17 protein-coding genes are annotated in these 15,839 nt (G+C 39.1%); 1 reads left to right on the top strand and 16 read right to left on the bottom strand.

Features of this window, described 5'->3' with window-relative positions; genetic code table 11:
• Positions 1-92: 92 nt before the first annotated feature.
• The 13 genes from pheA to IGL36_RS06415 form a co-directional block, all read right to left on the bottom strand.
• The gene (gene pheA / locus IGL36_RS06475) at positions 93-941 is read right to left on the bottom strand and encodes a prephenate dehydratase (protein WP_002398293.1); all 849 of its coding nucleotides are present in this window, start codon (positions 939-941) and stop codon (positions 93-95) included.
• Positions 942-948: 7 nt separating this feature from the next.
• Positions 949-1,455, bottom strand: coding sequence for a shikimate kinase (locus tag IGL36_RS06470; protein WP_002360319.1), 507 nt, complete (start codon positions 1,453-1,455; stop codon positions 949-951).
• A 19-nt stretch (positions 1,456-1,474) separates the two neighbouring features.
• The gene (gene aroA / locus IGL36_RS06465; RefSeq protein ID WP_002357580.1) at positions 1,475-2,761 is read right to left on the bottom strand and encodes a 3-phosphoshikimate 1-carboxyvinyltransferase; all 1,287 of its coding nucleotides are present in this window, start codon (positions 2,759-2,761) and stop codon (positions 1,475-1,477) included.
• Positions 2,762-2,767: 6 nt separating this feature from the next.
• On the bottom strand, positions 2,768-3,862 hold the full coding sequence (locus IGL36_RS06460; RefSeq protein WP_002357581.1) for a prephenate dehydrogenase: 1,095 nt from the start codon (positions 3,860-3,862) through the stop codon (positions 2,768-2,770).
• A 33-nt stretch (positions 3,863-3,895) separates the two neighbouring features.
• A complete protein-coding gene (gene aroC / locus IGL36_RS06455; protein ID WP_002357582.1) occupies positions 3,896-5,062 on the bottom strand; it encodes a chorismate synthase in 1,167 nt (388 codons plus the stop codon).
• A gap of 1 nt (position 5,063) precedes the next feature.
• Positions 5,064-6,140: a 3-dehydroquinate synthase gene (aroB, locus tag IGL36_RS06450; protein ID WP_002357583.1), complete on the bottom strand. Its 1,077-nt coding sequence runs from the start codon at positions 6,138-6,140 to the stop codon at positions 5,064-5,066.
• Positions 6,141-6,162: 22 nt separating this feature from the next.
• Positions 6,163-7,188 carry a 3-deoxy-7-phosphoheptulonate synthase gene (aroF, locus tag IGL36_RS06445; protein WP_430608881.1) on the bottom strand — a complete coding sequence of 342 codons (1,026 nt, stop codon included), beginning with the start codon at positions 7,186-7,188 and terminating at the stop codon, positions 6,163-6,165.
• Between the two features lie 36 nt (positions 7,189-7,224).
• Entirely contained in the window at positions 7,225-8,091 is an 867-nt protein-coding gene (aroE, locus tag IGL36_RS06440) for a shikimate dehydrogenase (RefSeq protein WP_002369402.1), read from the bottom strand.
• A gap of 487 nt (positions 8,092-8,578) precedes the next feature.
• The gene (locus tag IGL36_RS06435) at positions 8,579-9,034 is read right to left on the bottom strand and encodes a hypothetical protein (protein WP_002357586.1); all 456 of its coding nucleotides are present in this window, start codon (positions 9,032-9,034) and stop codon (positions 8,579-8,581) included.
• 89 nt (positions 9,035-9,123) lie between these two features.
• Positions 9,124-9,498 carry a thioesterase family protein gene (locus tag IGL36_RS06430; RefSeq protein WP_002398291.1) on the bottom strand — a complete coding sequence of 125 codons (375 nt, stop codon included), beginning with the start codon at positions 9,496-9,498 and terminating at the stop codon, positions 9,124-9,126.
• The gene (locus tag IGL36_RS06425) at positions 9,498-10,718 is read right to left on the bottom strand and encodes a CCA tRNA nucleotidyltransferase (protein ID WP_002398290.1); all 1,221 of its coding nucleotides are present in this window, start codon (positions 10,716-10,718) and stop codon (positions 9,498-9,500) included. The genes IGL36_RS06430 and IGL36_RS06425 overlap by 1 nt, the downstream gene beginning before the upstream one ends.
• Complete coding sequence (gene dapB, locus IGL36_RS06420; protein WP_002398289.1) at positions 10,715-11,494, bottom strand: 4-hydroxy-tetrahydrodipicolinate reductase; 780 nt, start codon at positions 11,492-11,494, stop codon at positions 10,715-10,717. Before dapB ends, IGL36_RS06425 begins: the two co-directional genes overlap by 4 nt.
• Positions 11,487-11,837 (bottom strand): nucleotide pyrophosphohydrolase, encoded by a 351-nt coding sequence (locus IGL36_RS06415; RefSeq protein WP_002363944.1) that lies wholly within the window; start codon positions 11,835-11,837, stop codon positions 11,487-11,489. Before IGL36_RS06415 ends, dapB begins: the two co-directional genes overlap by 8 nt.
• A 123-nt stretch (positions 11,838-11,960) precedes the next feature.
• Here IGL36_RS06415 and IGL36_RS06410 point away from each other — a divergent pair, with 123 nt between their 5' ends.
• Positions 11,961-12,845, top strand: a complete 885-nt coding sequence (locus IGL36_RS06410) for a YitT family protein (RefSeq protein WP_002357595.1) — start codon at positions 11,961-11,963, stop codon at positions 12,843-12,845.
• A 37-nt stretch (positions 12,846-12,882) separates the two neighbouring features.
• On the opposite strand, the gene IGL36_RS06405 is transcribed toward IGL36_RS06410, so the two are convergent.
• Genes IGL36_RS06405 through IGL36_RS06395 form a run of 3 tightly spaced genes read right to left on the bottom strand, consistent with a single transcriptional unit; the run spans position 12,883 to position 15,738 of the window.
• A complete protein-coding gene (locus tag IGL36_RS06405) occupies positions 12,883-13,422 on the bottom strand; it encodes a ReoY family proteolytic degradation factor (protein ID WP_002360333.1) in 540 nt (179 codons plus the stop codon).
• Positions 13,423-13,431: 9 nt separating this feature from the next.
• Positions 13,432-14,688 carry a tetratricopeptide repeat protein gene (locus IGL36_RS06400; protein WP_002398288.1) on the bottom strand — a complete coding sequence of 419 codons (1,257 nt, stop codon included), beginning with the start codon at positions 14,686-14,688 and terminating at the stop codon, positions 13,432-13,434.
• A 9-nt stretch (positions 14,689-14,697) separates the two neighbouring features.
• Positions 14,698-15,738 carry a hypothetical protein gene (locus IGL36_RS06395; RefSeq protein WP_002398287.1) on the bottom strand — a complete coding sequence of 347 codons (1,041 nt, stop codon included), beginning with the start codon at positions 15,736-15,738 and terminating at the stop codon, positions 14,698-14,700.
• Between the last annotated feature and the right edge of the window lie 101 nt (positions 15,739-15,839).

Here is a 15,839-nt window from a genome sequence, read left to right as displayed (position 1 = left end):
TTCGCAGGAAATTCCTATTACAAATATGTAATTTAATAAAAAATGAAACTCACTTTATCTAATAAGTAAGCTTCATTTTCATTTTTAACTCTTTAAAGTGTGGACAAAACATAGATCGGGTAATCCCCTAAAATTTTTATTTCTGCGCCAATGAGTTCCAGTTCTGTTAAGGCTGCTTCAATTAATTTTTCTGGTTGATCATTCACTAAGTCCATTAAAAAGAAGTACTCTCCTAGCTTTGTTTTCAACGGCCGCGATTCTATTTTGCTAAGATTAATCCCTCGCCAACTAAACACGCTTAATGCTTTGTGTAAAGAGCCAGGAACATTACTTGGCATCGTAATCGCCAGCGTTATTTTTTTCTCAGATAGCGGGAAAGAAATCGCTAAATTTTCAGAACCAAGAACCCAAAATCGGGTTTGATTTACCGATAAATCTTGTATATTTTTTTCAACAATGGTCAAATCATACATTTCCGCAGAAAGTTTTGGTGCAATAGCTGCAAAAGGTAATTCTGGATGTTCTGCAATGTATTTGGCGGCGTAAGCTGTTGAAGGCGTTGCTTCTAAAATCGCTTCTGGAAAGTTTTTCGCTAGAAACATCTGCGATTGAGCTAATGCTTGCGGATGTGATAAAATTTTCTGACTTTGTTGCCAGATCAATTGATTCTCTTTTGTCACCATTAATTGTTGTTGAATCGGTAAAACCAACTCTGCTTGGACAGGTAACTGCGCTTGATGATACAAATAATCTATCGATGCGTTAACAGTTCCTTCAATCGTGTTTTCTATTGGGATAATACTACATGCCACTTCTTGCTGTTTAATTGCTTTCAAGCAAGCTGGAATCGATGCGTACGGTATCAATATAGCTTCAGGAAAAGCAGCCAACGTTGCACTGTACGTAAAGGAACCAATCGGACCTAAATAACCAACTTTCATCGTTTCTCTACTCCTTTAATTGTTGCAGAATTTCATTGATAATTTCTTCTGGTGAGCGATTGGTCGTATCAATTGTCATCTTCGCACATTCTTCATAAAAATTTTTACGAGACTCAAATAAAGTAATGATTTCTTTTGAAGAACGTTCTATAGCTAAGGGGCGTTGGTTTTCAGTATCTTCTGCGATTCTTTTTAACAGCTCTTCTGGTGTCGCATGTAAATAAATCACTTGCTGAAAAGATTTTAATAAGCTACGATTTTCTGGTCCGACAACAATCCCGCCCCCAGTTGAAAGGACGGCTGTATTTTTTGACAGCTCCTTTAAAAGTTGGGTTTCCTGTTCTCGGAAAGCTGCTTCACCATATTTTTCGAAATAGTCAGGAATTGAGCGTCCTATTTTTTCAATTAACGCTGTATCTAAATCAAGATGAGGCATCTTTAGTTTATTGGCCAAACTTTGGCCGATAGTTGTTTTACCCGCACCCATGAAACCAATTAAAACAATGCTTTCCATGGTTCGTTATCCTCCTTCGTTAACAACTTAAACGTTCTAAGTCGTCAAAAAATGCTGGATAAGAAACTGAAACTGCTTCAGCCTTATCTAATTCAACAGTGCCTTCTTTTACAAGTAATGCAGCAATTTGTAACATCATCCCGATACGATGATCCCCATAACTGGTAACTCTTCCACCATGTAAAGAAGTTGGTCCATGTATAATTAAGCCATCATCAGTAGGCGTGATGTCGGCGCCTAAAATTGTTAATTCTTTCGCTACTGCATCAATCCGATTGGTTTCTTTGACTTTCAATTCTTCTGCATCTCGAATGATTGTCGTGCCAGTAGCCTGAGTAGCTAACAAAGCAATAATCGGTAACTCATCAATTAAACGTGGGATAATAGCGCCACCAATCTCTGTAGCTGTTAATTGACTCGTTTTTACAAGTAAATCGCCAGAGTGATTGGCCTCATCTTCATTTAAAATAGTGACGGAACCACCCATGTTTTTAATCACATCTAAAATACCTGTCCGCGTTTGATTTAAGCCAACATTTTTCAGAAGTATCTCGCTATCTGGGACTACTAAACCCGCAACTAAAAAGAAAGCTGCAGAAGAGATATCACCAGGAACTACCACATTTTGACCTGTTAATTGTTGCGGTCCAGTTAACATAATTTTTTTGCCGTCTACTTCAAGTGTCCCACCAAATTGTCGAATCATCTCTTCTGTATGATCACGTGTCTTTTCTTTCTCAACCACTACAGAAGTGCCCTCGGCTTGCAAAGCGGCGAATAAAATAGCCGATTTCACTTGAGCACTCGCAACAGGCATTGTGTAGTCAATCGGTTGCAAATTTTGAGTCCCGCGAATAGAAATTGGCGGAAACTCCGTTTGCTGAACCCCTTGACATTCCGCTCCCATTTGGTTTAAAGGAAGCATCACACGATTCATCGGTCGTTTAGAAATAGACGCATCACCAGCTAGGCGCGTTTCAAAGGGACAGCCAGCTAAAATGCCCAGCATTAGGCGAATTGTTGTCCCTGAATTTCCAACATCAATTGTATTCTTCGCCTTTTTTAAACCTGCAAATCCTTGCCCCTCAACGGTGATTGTCGTCCCGTCATCTTCAATGTTCACACCCAAAGAACGAAACGCCGCTAAGGTACTTAAACAATCTTCGCCTCTTAGAAAATTTGTAATCGTCGTTTTTCCAGAAGAAATTGCTCCAAACATAATACTTCTATGGGAAATCGATTTGTCGCTAGGAACCATCAGAGTCCCTTGTAAATGTTTCACATTTGTACGTAGTTGCACCCTCATCACCTCTTATTTTTCATAACACGTATAGTTCGTTTCTTTAGATAAAATTTGTTTTGCAGCTTGGCAGTCTGGTTGATTTTTAAAAGACAATTGAAGAATCCCATAGATTTCTTCTCTCGTTTCTAAAATTTTAATATTTGTAAGAGAAAGGTCCGCTTCGCCTAAAATTTGCGTAATTTCAGCAATGATTCCTGGTTGATCTGGTACATCAACAAACAGATCATAGAAAGCTGGGATTACGCCTTCTTTATGAATGGGCAACTGAGCACGTGTTTCTTTGGCCTTATCAAAAAAATTACGAATAGCTGGGGCATTTTTTTCTGTTAACCATTGGCAAACAGTAGTCATCTCTTTTTGCCAATTTTCTAGTAAGTCCAATAATACTAAGCGATTGCTTAATAAAATATCCGTCCACATCGTTACATCAGAGGAAGCAATTCGAGTAATATCTCTAAATCCTCCAGCCGCTAGCTGCTGTGCTCTAGGGTAAGTGGTATTCAGTTGCTGACTTTCGTTCACTAAAGCTGCGGCAACAATATGTGGCAAGTGACTTAGAGCACCAGTAATTTCATCATGTTCCTGTGCAGGCATCGTAATAAACTTCGCATGCGTTCCTTTTAGTAACGTTTGTAACTCCTGAATCTGTTTGTTTTTTTCGCCATGGTCATCGGTAAAAATATAGTAGGCATTTTCAAACAAACGTTCATCAGCGGCTGTTACGCCGGATTTATGTGAACCAGCCATTGGATGACCACCAATAAAATTTTTCATGTTAAGCTTTGTTGCTAACTGATTAATTTCCACCTTGGTACTACCCACATCTGTGATCAGAGCAGTTTCTAGTGATAATTGGTTTAATTCTTCTAGTTGTACTAAAGTTGCTTTAACTGGGGAACAAAGAAAAATAATCTCTGCTCGTCTTGCCCCACTTGTTAAAGATTCAGCTATCTCATCAATTAGACCCGTTTTCTTAGCAAATTCAGTTGACTCCGCTTGATTATCGAAACCGATAATCTCACTGTTTGGATGCCCTTTTTTGATACACAAAGCCAGTGAACTCCCGATTAGCCCTAATCCTACGATTAAAATACGTTTCTTCATTTTTCCCTCCATATACCTTGCGACTTTTTTCCATTAAAAGTTTTGAGTATATAGACGATAACGTTTCACTGCTTCTTTCATTTGTTCAAATGAGTCACTATCAAATTTTTCGAGCATAGCCTTCGCTACTTCCGTTGCAACAACGGCTTCACAAACAACGCTAGCGGCCGGTACCGCCGTGCTATCAGAGCGCTCAACGCTGGCCTTATAAGGCTCTTTTGTATCAATATTCACGCTTTGTAATGGTTTATAAAGGGTTGGAATAGGTTTCATGACACCACGAACGATGATTGGCATTCCGTTGGTCATTCCTCCTTCAAAACCGCCTAAATTGTTGGAAGTTCTGGTATAACCAGTACTTTCGTCCCAAACAATCTCGTCCATCACTTGACTACCAGGGCGTTGCGCCATTTCAAATCCAATGCCAAACTCAGCACCTTTAAAAGCATTGATGCTTACAACAGCTTGCGCAATTTTGGCATCTAGTTTACGATCCCATTGAACATAGCTACCTAAGCCAGCTGGAACGCCACCCACAAGTACTTCTACTACCCCACCAATTGTATCGCCATTTTTCTTGGTTTGGTCAATTAGTTCTTTCATTTTTTCTTCTACGGAAGGATCTAATACGCGAACGGCAGATTGTTCAGATCGTTCTTGAATTTCACGAATCGTTAAATTTTCAGGAATCGTAGCTTCAATCCCGCCTAACACCGCGACATGCCCAGCGACTTGGATATCCAGTTCAGCTAAGAGTTTTTTAGCAACCGCACCAATCGCCACACGCATCGTTGTTTCTCGTGCCGAAGACCGTTCTAAAACATTCCGTAAATCATCATGTTGATATTTCATGCCACCGACTAAATCAGCATGTCCTGGACGTGGTTTGCTGACGCGGCGGATTTTCTTTTGTTTTTCAGGAACTGGCTCTACTGACATCACGGAGGTCCAATTTTTCCAGTCTTTGTTTTCGACAATCAACGTTACTGGTGAGCCAAGTGTTTTACCATGCCGAATACCCGAAGTAATACGTACTTGGTCTTTTTCAATTTTCATCCGTCCCCCACGACCGTAACCGCCTTGACGTCTTGCTAATTCTCGGTTAATCTCTTCGCTACTTAAAGGCAGACCGGCTGGTAAGCCTTCAATAATAGCAGTTAATTCAGGTCCATGTGATTCGCCTGCTGTAATAAAGCGCATCTTAAATTCCTCCTTCTCTGTTTAAAAATGCTCGAATTTCTTCCGTTGGTAAAGAGACAATTTTCGCTTGACCAATTTTTTCTAAGACAATGATTTTAATCTGTCCCCCACGTGTTTTTTTATCATGTGTAATTGCTTGATAGAGACGTTCTTCTGACCAACGATCTGTGGTTACTGGTAAATGGAACTTTTCTAGCATGGTGACCAACTCTTGGGTAGTCCCAAGTGGGGAAAGCCCTTGTTGTTCTGCGACTTGAGTTATTTGAATCATTCCTAAAGAAACGCCTTCACCGTGAGCAATCACCCCGTAACCAGCTGTATTTTCTAATGCGTGGCCAATCGTATGCCCAAAATTCAGAATCAAACGTAAGCCCAAATCTAATTCATCTTCTTCGACGACATCACGTTTAATCTTGCAACAGGCCGTGATAATTTCTTCTGCATGTGCCACTAAATCTTGTTCATTTTCCAAAGAGGATAAACGGTGCCACAATTCAACATCAGCGATAGCTGCTGATTTTACAATTTCTGCAATTCCTTCACGAACACGTCTAGGTTCTAATGTTTTAAGTGTATTAGGATCAATTAAAACCCCATCTGGTTGGGCAAAAGTACCGACAAGATTTTTGGCTTTTTTAGTATTAACCGCTGTTTTACCTCCAATGCTACTATCTACTTGTGCCAGTAAGGTTGTTGGTACTTGCAAAAAGTGAATACCGCGCATATAGGTTGAAGCGACAAATCCAGCTAGATCTCCCACAACGCCTCCACCTAGAGCAATTAGACCATCACTTCGAGTCAATTGCTGTTCCGCTAAAAAATCATAAAGCAGCTGAGCTGTTTCGAGGCTCTTACTTTGTTCACCTGCCGCTACAGCAATCAATGATGTTTCAAAACCAGCAGCTTGCAATTCTTTCTCAACAGCTGCGCCATATAATTTATTCACCGTTTCATCGGTAATAATCGCTACCCGTTGTGGCTGCCACAGGCTACGTACCCAGGTGCCAATTTTATCTAAGGCACCTGTTTCGATGGTTAAATCATATGAATGTGTAGGTAACGTTACGGTTAATTTCATGTCCTCTACTCCTCTGTCTTTACTAATCTTCTAAAGCATTAATTTCTTTCATTGCTTTTTCGATGATATGAACTTCTTTCATCATACGTAGGTAAGTTTTTTCATTCAAGGATTGTGGCCCATCTGACCACGCATTCGCTGGGTCTGGGTGAATTTCTACAATCAAGCCGTCCGCACCTGAAGCAACACCTGCTCGGGCCATTGGCGGTACTAAATCCCAGATACCAATACCATGACTCGGATCAACAATAATTGGAAAATGACTTAATTTTTTAATTAAAGGCACCGCACTTAAATCAAGTGTATTGCGCGTAGCGGTTTCGTACGTACGAATCCCACGTTCAATGAAGATCACATTGAAATTTCCTTGCGCAGCAATGTATTCAGCTGCGTTTAGCCATTCATCAATCGTACCAGCAATCCCGCGTTTTAAGCCAATAGGTTTTCCAGTTTTACCAACCGCTTGTAATAACTTGAAATTTTGCATGTTGCGCGCACCGATTTGTAAAATGTCACTGTATTTTGCGACAAGTTCTAAATTCGCTTCATCCATCACTTCTGTAATGACTTGCATATCTAATTCATCAGCCGCTTGGCGAATGTATTTTAGTCCTTCTTCTTCTAGTCCTTGGAAAGCGTATGGCGACGTTCTAGGTTTGAATGCACCACCTCGTAAAATTGTTGCACCGCCAGCTTTAGCAATTCGCGCACATTCACGAATCTGATCTAAGCTTTCGATTGAACAAGGGCCCGCCATCATGGTCATACTGCCGTCACCGATTTTAACACCGTTCACATCAACTACTGTATTCTCTGGATGAAATAAACGACTCGTTAGTTTGTATGACAACGAAATGCGGACACTTTTCTCCACGCCTTCTAATGCTGTTAACTCTGCTTCAACTAATTTTTCTGTATCACCAATCAAGCCTATCACTGTTTTTCCATTATCTTGACTTGTTTGAGTAGTTAAGCCTGCACCTGTTACTAAATCAATGACTTGTTTCATTTGCTTTTCGGTTGCATTTTCTTTCATAATTACGATCATTATATTCTCTCCTCATGCCTTTAAACGGCGCTCTTTTTATCTATTTTCAATTTTACGTTTTACGACTGATACAGGCATTTTTTGTCCTGTCCATTGTTCAAAAGCAGCAGCGCCTTGATAAAGTAGCATGTCCAAGCCGTTGCTTGTTTCTGCACCACGTAAACGGGCTTCTTTTAATAACTGTGTTTCTCTGGGATTATAAATAGCATCATACACAAATAACTTCGGTTGAATCATTGCATAATTTTCTATAGGACTACTATGCGCATGTGGATGCATACCCACACTCGTTGCATTAACTAACAAGACGCTTTCAGCAACATCTTTTGCTAGTTTTTCAGTATCCGCTAAATCGTTTAAATGAATTACACAGTTGGTTCGTTCAGTGAAATTTGCCAGTTTTTTTTGACTGTCGTTAAAGCCCGCGCTTTTCCTGTTGTAAACAGCGATTTCTTTCACGCCATCTAAAGCAGCTTGGGCAATGATTGATAAGGCTGCACCACCTGTTCCTAAGATGGTCATTTTATTCTGAAAAACGTCAACCTTTTTCTCTTTCAAACTCCACATAAAACCAGTACCATCCGTGCTGTCTCCGTAAAGTTTTCCATCTTTGTTGACAATCGTATTAATCGCGCCAACCAGTTGGGCGGTAGGACTTAGTTCATCCATATAACTTACAGCCGCCACTTTATTGGGCATTGATAAGTTGGCCCCTAACATGTGAAACGTTCGAATCGCTTCAATTGCTTGTGGCAATGTCTCTTGTCCAACGTCAAACGCCAGATACCGAGCATCAACTCCTAAATTTTGAAATGCTGTATTATGAATCAACGGTGAAATACTGTGTTGGCTAGGTTTCGCGAATAACCCAGCTAAACGAGTGGCTCCAGTTATTTCTTTCATCCTGTGTGCTCCTTTACGAAATTTTTTTAGTAAGTTTCTGAAATCCTAATTTTTGGCCAAACAAAAAGGATATTCACAGTAAATTTTAAGAAAAATCTACAGTGAATACCCTACAAAAAAGCAATATAAAAGCCACTATAGATTTTCTTAAATCTACATGGCTGAAAGTCATCTTAAATTTCCCTAGCCATTATAGATACAAACGTTTGTTGTCTGTACCCATAATGTTATGAATACAAACCTATCTAAAATAGCTAAAGTAAAAGTTATTCAGTTGTGTATGGTTTTTCTTCGTTGTTGTCATAAGAATCACTCCAAAACTGATTTAATTAAGAATTGTTAACAGTATACCGCTAGAAAAAACATGTGTCAACACTTATTCGCTTATTTTTTCGACTATTCCATTAAAACCAATGTTATTTTATTCGCCAAAAGACTAAAAAAGCCACAGGAACCAGTCATTTCACTGATTCCTGTGGAGCAAAAATTATTTTAATTCTTCAGCGTATACATCATCAACTGTTTGTGTTGGGTCGATAACAATGTATAAGTTTTTAGTTTTTTCGCTGACTTTTGTAGATTGATAGATGTTATCCAAGCCCTCATCTGTTTTATCTTTGTAAGGGAAATAAACTAAATCTGGTGTGCCATTTTTGTAAAGAATTTCCATACGTTCGATATCTTCATATTTTAAAGCACGAGAGAACATCCCTAATTCTAAGCCACCTAAGTTAATATCGTGGGTTTGAACATGATCTCCTTCTTGGAAAATTTCAATTTTGAACCCTTCACATGGATGAATTTCAACAAATTCACTACCATGGATACGGCCAAAACTTGTTGTAATATGTTTGATCCATAAATCACCAATAAAACGACGATCAATCGTCCAAGTTTCACCATTTCTGAAATAAAATTTAAGTCCTGTCATTTCTCTAGCCATAGCACAAATCTCCTTACTTAAAAATAATTTCTTACATTATTAGTTTACCATACTTTTGATAAACGGTCACAAACTTTCGCTGTAGATTCTTAATCTTTTGTTATTCTTTTTAAAAAAGAATCAATCTCAACTACTGCACGTTGGTGAGAACCTTTGGCAATTTGTCGTTCTCCTTCATAAGCAACAAATTCATAGCGTATTTTGTGTGCAGTCTGTTCAATGCTGGTCATCGTAACAACGATTGTCGCCCCTACCGCGGATGGATATAAGTGGCGCAATTCTAACACCGTTCCGACAGTTGTTTCCCCAACTGATAATTGCTCCTTCACAGCTTCTTTGGCTGTTTGTTCAACCATGGCAGCTAAAGCAGGGGTTCCTAAAACTTCTAAGTCACCAGAACCGAGCATTTTAGCCGTTTGTGATTCTTTCACCAAAAATTCTTTTGTAAACATTTCTGTTGGCATTATGCTTTCTCTCCTTTTGAACGTTGTTTTTTGGCAAACGAAAGCAGAACTTCTTGTTTATTCTCTAAGCTACCTTCAACAACGTGTTGCTCGATTTCAGCAATCAGTTCCCCTAACCATTTGCCTGGTGTTTCTTCTAAGACGGCTAAAAGGTCTTTTCCTGTTATGGCCAATTCATGTCTTTGGTGGATGGGTAATGCCTTAACTAACTCTTTTGTTACTTGTACTTGACTCTCTTGGTGGTAATAATATAAAAGCCTTTCAACAAGTACTGCTGATTCTTCGCCTAATTCATAAAGCATCATTGGCTGCCAGTCGTTACTCAAGCGAAAACGCAAACCGCGTACTAATTGTGAAACGTTTTGGATTAATTGATTTGAAAGTTTCCAAGCCTTTAAGAAGGAGCGAATTTCTGCTTCTGGTAAATTCAATGATTGGATAAGTAACGTCCACGCTTCTGCTTCTGTTTCAATTTGACGAGCAGGCAAGTCCATTAAACGAAAAAGTCCAGCCCCTTGTTCTCGTAATTTTGGACAGTATTGATAGCATTCTGTTTCAATAAACGGAGCTAAGCCACCTTGTCGATTAACCCCTAAAAGCATTTTTACAAATTCAATTGTAATGCGTTCTACTGAAATTTTTTCCAATAAAGGATGAAATTCAGCGATAGCGGCTAAGGTTTTTTCTTCAATTTTAAAATCTAGTTGGCTAGCAAAGCGTAAGCCCCGCATCATCCGCAGAGCATCTTCATGAAACCGCTCATGGGGATTACCGACTGCACGAATGGTTTGACTAGTTAAATCTTCGATACCATCAAATAAATCAATGATTTCGCCTGTGCTGTCAAGCGCCAAGGCATTAATCGTAAAATCTCGTCGTTTTAAATCTTCTTTCAAGGAGCGAACAAAGGTGACTTCATCTGGTCGACGAAAGTCTTGATAAGTTGACTCGGTACGAAAGGTTGTTACTTCATACTGTTGGTCTTCCATCAATACAAGGACTGTGCCATGTTCGATGCCCACATCAACGGTTCGTTTAAAAATTTGCTTGATTTCTTCTGGATAGGCACTTGTCGCAATATCGACATCATGGATTGGTTTATTTAATAAAGCATCACGGACACTGCCCCCGACAAAATACGCTTCAAAGCCCTGTGCATTGATTTCACGAATAACGGGAGCGGCTTCTTTAAATTCGTTTGGAATAGTTGTCAATTTCATAGCATCTGTTCCAATCCGTAAAGTAGTTCTGTTCTCTGTACCACTTGCCGACAAGCTAACGCCACTCCTGTCATGAATGAACGTCGATCATAAGAATCATGCCGAATAGTGAGCCCTTCACCTACACTGCCAAATTGGACTTGTTGGTGTGCCACTAAACCAGGTAAGCGGACACTATGGATTCGCAGACCCTCGTAATCAGCCCCGCGTGCCCCTGGTATTGATTCTACCTCTTGCGGATTCCCTTGTTTTTTTGCTGGCCGAACTTCTTGAATCATTTCTGCAGTTTTTATAGCCGTTCCACTTGGTGCATCCAATTTGTTATCATGATGTAATTCAATGATTTCCACATCCGGAAAATACTGTGCCGCTTTTTGGGCAAATTGCATCATTAAAACTGCCCCAATTGCAAAGTTTGGCGCAATTAAGCCGCCGATGGCTTTTTCTCGAGATAGGTTTGTCAATTCGTTGATTTGTTCCTCCGTAAAGCCTGTCGTCCCAACAACAGGCGCCATACCGTGTTCCAACGCAAAACGCGTATTTGGATAGGCGGCTTCAGGAACCGTAAAATCAATCCAAACATCTGGTTTGACAGCTAGGACTTCTTCTAAGTGCTGAAAAACGGGAATTGCGGTTTCATCATCGAAAGAAACAGTTTCTTGTGCTTCATGAGGATCATACACACCTACTAATTCAAAGTCTGCGGTTTCTAAGACCATTTGGGTAGCAGTACTGCCCATCCGTCCTTTAAACCCAGCGACAATTATTTTAATCATGTGTTTTCCCATCCTTTCTTTCAAAGCGATAGCGATCCCGCTTGTTAAATTTGGCCATATTTTCTTCAAAAACTTCGGTTAAATCAATCTCTAAAGAATTTGCCATGCTAATCAATACAAAAAAGACATCTCCAAGTTCCTCTGATACTGTCTTTGGTTTTTCGTCTGCTTTTTTCTGTTTTTCACCATAATAATGATTGACTTCACGGGCTAATTCTCCGACCTCTTCCGTCAAACGAGCCATTTGTCCTAATGGTGAAAAATAGCCTGTTTTAAACTGTTGAATATAATCATCAACTTCTGTTTGCATCGATTGCAAACTACGTTGTTCTGATTCTGACATTTTACCCCAACCTTTCTTACTCTACCTCCTACATCTTATCAAAAACTTGGCTATCTGGAAAGGTTCTACTTGTTGTTTTATATAGAGAATGATACAGTTTATACTGTAAAAGGACGTGATTAAATGGAAGAACAAAGATTTTATTTTAAAGATGTGTTATTTATTGTATTAGGAAGCTGTATCTATGCCTTTGGTTTGGTTACTTTCAATATTGCCAATGACCTGGCCGAAGGTGGTGTCACGGGGATTACTTTGATTTTAAGAGCCTTATTTCATTTTAACCCAGCATATACGACATTATTAATCAATATTCCGCTCTTATTAATTGGTGGTAAAATTTTAGGCAAACGTTCCCTCTATTATACGCTAATTGGTACCGTGTCGTTATCGGTATTTTTGTGGTTTTGGCAAAAATTTCCTGTTGAAATTAATTTAGATCATGATTTATTGATTGCTGCTCTCCTAGCTGGTTTGGCCGCAGGATTCGGGAGTGGCCTTGTTTACCGCGTAGGCGGAACCACTGGTGGGACCGACGTCATTGCCCGCATTTTCGAAAAATACTTTGGGATTAGCATGGGCCGCTCGTTGTTACTTTTTGATGTTGCAGTCTTACTCCTCTCGTTGACCTATATTGATGTCAAACGAATGATGTATACTTTAATTGTGTCCTTTGTTTTCAGTCGTGTTGTTGATTCTGTACTCGATGGAGCCTATGCTGCGAAAGGAATTTTAATTGTTTCCAATCATTCCGAAGAAATCGGTCAAAGTTTAATGGCTTCTTTAGAACGTGGAGTAACATATTTAAATGGTGAAGGTGCTTATTCACAAGTGGAAAAACGGGTTCTCTACACGGTAGTCAGCCCTCGAGAAATAATGGAAGTCAAACGGATTGCTAATGAAATAGATGAAAAAGCCTTTGTGTCCATCATTAACGTACATGAAGCAATTGGCGAAGGCTTTACTTATGCAAAACCCAGCAAACAACGGCGCTTTAAATTAAAACAATAAATAAAACCCAGCATTTATTGAAAATGCTGGGTTTTATTTATTGTTGTTTCAAACGATTTAATTCATCGGATAATTCTAAAAACGCTTCTTTGTTGCCTGTTTCTAAAGCATCATCAATTTGAGCTTTAAGTAATGCCATTCGTTGCGTTTGTTCTTCTTGCTTAAAATATTGATCAATCGCTCTGGCAACTTCTTGATCCACTTGTTCATTCCATGGCGCAAACGGATTATCTTCTAAAACAGATAAATACTGGCTCGTTTGCCAAGCCTCTGGAAATACACATTCTAAATAAAGAGCTTTCCGCCAATTCATCCGAATCTCATGAAAAATTTGTTCCGGATCTGTAAATTCTTGTGCTTGGATAAAAAGCAATAACGGCTCCTTACCTAAACCATCCGCTACCACACGGATCCCCCGATCGGTTTTCTCTACGTTCTCAACAAAATGAACATTATTTAAAATCGCATCATGCGTTAATAAGTAATTTAAAATCCACAGTACTTCTCTTCTTCCAAAAGGCACGGTATTCACTAACCAAGTTAAAAATTTTTTCTTTTCTGATAAACTAACAAACATCGTCGTTTCCTATCTTTCTTCCATATCTGCTAGCATAGATTGCATGTCGACATCACCAGGTTCATGTTCCAAATAATGGTGCAACAAGTGTTTTGCTTTTTCAAGTTCGCCTTCTTCTCGTAAGAACAATGCGTATTCTTTTAGAAACTCTGGTTCGTGAGACAATTCTTGCGCTGCTTGTTCGTAATGAACTTTAGCGACGGCAAAGTCTTCTAATTCGTTGTACGCTTTTGCTAAGTTCCATTCAGCATAAGGATGATCCGTTTCCTCTAAATCATTTAAAATAGTAATTACTTCCTCAAAACGCTCTTCCGTGATGTAGAGATTACTTAAGGTCAAACGACTTTCATCTGTTTTCTCACCTAATTCCAAAGCTTTTAACAACCAGTTTTCAGCACCAGCAATATCGTGTAAGCGATAGGCATTTTCAGAGGCAAATTGGTATAACTCTACTTGGAAGGGGTTTTCCGCAATTCCTTCTTCGATCACCGCTTTTGCTTCCTCTAATTGCTCTTCTTCTTGGAGCGCTTCCGCTAAATATAGATAAAGTGATTGATAATGTGGGTTTAGTGTTTTTAATTGCTGGAACAACGCAATGGCTTTTTGATTCTCATGTAACTGTAAATAAGTGAAAGCTAACTGGAATAAACGATCGTCTGTTTGTTCTTCTTTGACCGCGGCTTCCAAATAAGGAACTGCTTCTTCAAAATCACCTAACATGCTGTAACTACTTCCTAAGCGTTCATTCAAGGAAATAGCAGAGATTTGCGCTGTCCCGCTTTCTACAATGCTTTGATAACGAGTAATAGCCTCGACAAATTGACCATTTGTAAAGTATAGTTCTCCCAAAGCAAATTGAATTAACGGCTCTTCTGGCATAAGATTGGCTGCTTCTTTTAATTTCGCTTCACTGACTTCTGGAATTCCTAAAACTTGGTACAAATCCGCAGTAACTAAGAGGCTTTGGACATAACTGTCACTAGTTTCTGGAATTTTTTCTAAATAGATGAATGCGTCATCTATTTCATTATTTTCAATGGCGATTTCTGCTAATGGAATGTTTAAGCCATCTGCATCGGGAAATTTTTCCAACAATTGTTGGAAAATTTGTTTGGCTTCTTCTAGAAAACCTAAAGATAATAACGTTTCCCCTAAATCAGCTAAGGTATTTTCATCATCTTTCTTTAATGCTTCTTCAAACATCAACTGTGCTTCTGCTAAATTTTCAGCTTGTAATGCTTGAACCATTTTTTCACTATATGACATAATTTCCCCTCAAATCTCTTTTAAAATTTCTTGGTATCTTTCAATCGTTGTTAACAGTTGATCGGGCGTTGGCTTTAAAGTTGCTCCTAGTTGACCGATTTTTTCCAACACCATAGGAGGACCTAGTGTTTCTGTGTGAGCCAAGACTTGTTCTGCGTAATCAGCACTTAAAATTTCTTTTGGAAACGCCACCGGAAAACCTAAGCGAATAAACCAAACGATAAAATTTTTAAATTGAAAGTCAAAGTGATTGACTTGCTGGCTCCATAAAACTTGTAACAATAATCCCAATAATCGTTTCATGGGACCTGATAACAAATGGCCATTTTCGGTTGTAGCAAAGGCCGCTTCAAAAACTCGGCCAAATTGATCCACTTTTTCCCCTGCTTGTTCATAAAAGGATAACAACTCGTCTAAAATACCATTAAATGACGTTTGATTCAACCGTTTTTTATCTGGATACGTTTGGTATAGCATTTGTAAATAAGCATAATCACAGACAAGACTCGCTCGAATAAAAACGAGCAAATCAATTAAAGGAGCGGCACCTTTTTTATTGGTCAAGGTACTATCAAACAAAATTTCTTCTGAATGATTTTCTATATGCATAGTTGCATGCTGTGCTTGCTGAATTGTGACACTTGGTAAAAGTCCTTGGCGTAACGCTTGAACAGACACAGGCATCAGCCAACATTTGGAGGAACACTCACTTACTTGGTGCAAAAATGCGGTTAATTGTAGTACCCCTTCATTACCCAAACCAATCAATAAAACATCCTGATTTTCTGGCCAATCAGCTAAGAAACGTAACACACTTTCTAATTCTGATAAGTCATTGCAATGAACATCATTGCGACAAATATACCAGTTTAATCCCAACTGTTCCCCAAAGGCATAATTAATCTTCTCCGAAAAAAGATCATAGTAACGCTGATTCGCCAAAACAACGATTGACTCCGTCGTTACTGGTCGTTTTTTTAGGACGGAAGCAAATGTTTCTCCATAAATAATAGCGACCTTGTTTTCCCCTCTAGAATAGTTGTATTTCATTGATTCACCACCTTAAGACTGTTTCCTCTTCCTTCACCCCAAGTCTAGCATAACCACTAAAAAACAGCTACTGGCAACAACTTATTTTTGTCCTTCATTCA

The organism is Enterococcus sp. AZ011, from assembly GCF_050548355.1.
Lineage (GTDB): Bacteria > Bacillota > Bacilli > Lactobacillales > Enterococcaceae > Enterococcus > Enterococcus faecalis.
The sequence above is the reverse complement of the archived record's forward strand: the minus strand, read 5'-3'. Positions and strand labels throughout refer to the sequence as shown.

Bases quoted from the DNA above. Each gene is read 5' to 3' on its own strand.
- pheA (WP_002398293.1), bottom strand. From the start codon at position 941: ATGAAAGTTGGTTATTTAGGTCCGATTGGTTCCTTTACGTACAGTGCA.
- IGL36_RS06470 (WP_002360319.1), bottom strand. From the start codon at position 1,455: ATGGAAAGCATTGTTTTAATTGGTTTCATGGGTGCGGGTAAAACAACT.
- aroA (WP_002357580.1), bottom strand. From the start codon at position 2,761: ATGAGGGTGCAACTACGTACAAATGTGAAACATTTACAAGGGACTCTG.
- IGL36_RS06460 (WP_002357581.1), bottom strand. From the start codon at position 3,862: ATGAAGAAACGTATTTTAATCGTAGGATTAGGGCTAATCGGGAGTTCA.
- aroC (WP_002357582.1), bottom strand. From the start codon at position 5,062: ATGCGCTTTATTACAGCAGGCGAATCACATGGACCTGAATTAACTGCT.
- aroB (WP_002357583.1), bottom strand. From the start codon at position 6,140: ATGAAATTAACCGTAACGTTACCTACACATTCATATGATTTAACCATC.
- aroF (WP_430608881.1), bottom strand. From the start codon at position 7,188: ATGATCGTAATTATGAAAGAAAATGCAACCGAAAAGCAAATGAAACAA.
- aroE (WP_002369402.1), bottom strand. From the start codon at position 8,091: ATGAAAGAAATAACTGGAGCCACTCGTTTAGCTGGGTTATTCGCGAAA.
- IGL36_RS06435 (WP_002357586.1), bottom strand. From the start codon at position 9,034: ATGGCTAGAGAAATGACAGGACTTAAATTTTATTTCAGAAATGGTGAA.
- IGL36_RS06430 (WP_002398291.1), bottom strand. From the start codon at position 9,498: ATGCCAACAGAAATGTTTACAAAAGAATTTTTGGTGAAAGAATCACAA.
- IGL36_RS06425 (WP_002398290.1), bottom strand. From the start codon at position 10,718: ATGAAATTGACAACTATTCCAAACGAATTTAAAGAAGCCGCTCCCGTT.
- dapB (WP_002398289.1), bottom strand. From the start codon at position 11,494: ATGATTAAAATAATTGTCGCTGGGTTTAAAGGACGGATGGGCAGTACT.
- IGL36_RS06415 (WP_002363944.1), bottom strand. From the start codon at position 11,837: ATGTCAGAATCAGAACAACGTAGTTTGCAATCGATGCAAACAGAAGTT.
- IGL36_RS06410 (WP_002357595.1), top strand. From the start codon at position 11,961: ATGGAAGAACAAAGATTTTATTTTAAAGATGTGTTATTTATTGTATTA.
- IGL36_RS06405 (WP_002360333.1), bottom strand. From the start codon at position 13,422: ATGTTTGTTAGTTTATCAGAAAAGAAAAAATTTTTAACTTGGTTAGTG.
- IGL36_RS06400 (WP_002398288.1), bottom strand. From the start codon at position 14,688: ATGTCATATAGTGAAAAAATGGTTCAAGCATTACAAGCTGAAAATTTA.
- IGL36_RS06395 (WP_002398287.1), bottom strand. From the start codon at position 15,738: ATGAAATACAACTATTCTAGAGGGGAAAACAAGGTCGCTATTATTTAT.